The organism is Cupriavidus sp. 05N40 (assembly GCF_056397305.1).
The window spans coordinates 1-2,209 of the sequence record NZ_JBFTND010000411.1 but is presented as its reverse complement, the minus strand read 5'-3'; the positions used below and the strand labels follow the sequence as shown (position 1 = coordinate 2,209).

The 2,209-nt window shown below is 48.1% G+C and carries 2 protein-coding genes; both read right to left on the bottom strand.

Features of this window, described 5'->3' with window-relative positions:
• Positions 1–1,162, bottom strand: a 1,162-nt coding sequence (locus tag AC1DO7_RS40995; RefSeq protein ID WP_477117547.1) for a capsular polysaccharide export protein, LipB/KpsS family, incomplete at its 3' end; no start/stop codon positions are given.
• A 98-nt stretch (positions 1,163–1,260) separates the two neighbouring features.
• A complete protein-coding gene (locus AC1DO7_RS40990) occupies positions 1,261–2,070 on the bottom strand; it encodes a glycosyltransferase (protein ID WP_441614358.1) in 810 nt (269 codons plus the stop codon).
• Between the last annotated feature and the right edge of the window lie 139 nt (positions 2,071–2,209).

The window sequence follows — 2,209 nt, the reverse complement described above, 5'->3', positions numbered from 1 at the left end:
CTGCGGCCGTTCGGGAGATCGGCATACGCGAAAAGTAGTCGATACCGTCAACCAGGTACCGGTGCACAAATTTCCGCACCTGCACCTCATCGAAATCTCTGTAATAGCTTCGACCAAGACATATTACGGACTTTCCGTACAGATGTGCCTCGAGGCCAATTGTCGAGTTAATCGTCATAACGCAACGCGCGTACTTAATCAAAATCGTCGTGTTGCCCCCAACAATACGAAATCCAAGTTGGTGAGCCATCACCTTAATAGTCTCTATTTCGTTTAAATTGAATTCGGCCGGGTGCGGCTTGACAAGCAGGATGCACCCCAACTCCCGTGCTTTCTCGACAGCAATCCGTATCGCTTCCACATTACCCACTTCGGAATGGAGCTTTAGCTGAGTATCCCCACTCACTTGCAACGGAAGAAAAATGTACTCCGTTTCTTTTAACCTTTCCACATCCATATTCTCGTTGGCTGCCGTGACGGATGCGGCGCTACGAAGCCTTAACCCTTTTACCTTCCTTTGAAGAACGCCATTTGTCCCCAATTTAGCCAGATAATTCAAGCCAGAAGCTATTTTTGCCGCGACCCTCACATTAGATTGAGGTGGGGGGAGGCGCTTATATTCCTCGTATTTTTTGAACCATCGACGATGATCCTCAAGGTCAGCATCGGGCAAAACGTCGAGTAGTGACGGGTCTCGGCTGATGCTTGAAAGCGCATTTACACCCTCTGAGTCTGAAAACAGCTTGTCTGGTAGATTTGATATCTCCAGAAATACTGTATCGATATCCATCTCCTGACAGACCCGCGTCGCCGCTCTGCCAAGCATCTGCTGCCCATTCCACATCGCACACTTCACCACACCGAGTTTCTCGAATAGCTCTCGCGTCTTGCCGTATATGATGCTGTAGTCCTGCATCAGTTGCTGGAACGGCAAATCATCGTTTAAATGCTCGATCGACGTCAGTACGTCGTCCTCCCGCAGGTAGCGAGCCTCGCCACAACTTCTGCGAAAGTAGAATGACCTCTGCTTCGCGGCACGGATCCGAAGATGAGCGATTGGCTCAGAAGTCAGAAAAATGAAGCCGTACCGGTCCGACAGAGGGAGAACCAATCTCTTGAAGAATTGGACGCGCTCCAGAGAGTCAACGATAATTGCGATCATGGCATCGTTCCAGTTGCAACTTCACCGCTCAATATATGTCAAGGCTCGAAAATTCGAGCCGGAGCGAATCGTTGAAATAATATTCCTTCGCTGCCTAGTCACTGTAACTTCCGCATCGCGCGGCGCAGGGTTACTGTGAATCCTCTCGGCGTGCAGAAAAGCAAAATTGACCTAATCAGGCCATAAAATGCGTACGGATTAACTTCGAAATTTTCCAATATAATTTTTATTCTGCTCTTGATCTGAATTCTCCGCCGCATATTGGATATCCCCGCCGGACTAATTAGGCAGTCTACCAAGCTTTCGTTCAGATTTGACGCTTTATGGTTTTGGATAATCTTGAAGAAAAATGCGTAATCTTCCGCTGCTGGCTTATCAACCGGATACAAGCCAGACGTGGCAAGTAAAGAACTCCTAAACATTACTGCCGGATGCGTAAAGGTCGGATTTAGAAACATCATCTTTTTGATCGACGCAAAATCCGATGGGTGCTTGAGGGTGTATAACAGTTTCCCTTCCAAATCGACGAAATCAACCCAACTTCCGACAAGATGGTAATCCATATGTGAGTCCAAGAACTCAACTTGCTTTCTGAGTCGATCGTTCTTGCAACGGTCACCACAGTCCAGCCTGGCAACATACTTGTAAGATGTACCGAGATCAATGAGACCGCGATTCAAGGCATGTTCGATCCCCTGATTCTCATCCAACTCAATCAATCTTATTTTCAGCGCGCCTGAATATTTCTCCAAGATATTGACCGCTTTCCGTTCGACTCTACTGCCGTCATCCACGACGATGACGTCCGGCGCCAGCGAACCGGCCTCGACAGAGTGGATGGTCTCCAACAACGAATCGCCCGCGTTATAGTAAGGTATTAGGACGCAGCACTTACCGGCATTCCCCATCATAACCACCCTCAGGTCACCATTTATTAAGCTAATTACTCGCCTAGATCAGAACTGGATCTGATCACGAACTACACGTGTTCATTTGCCAACCTACGGATTGCAACGCGCTCGCAAGCAAGTTTCTATTTCTTATGCC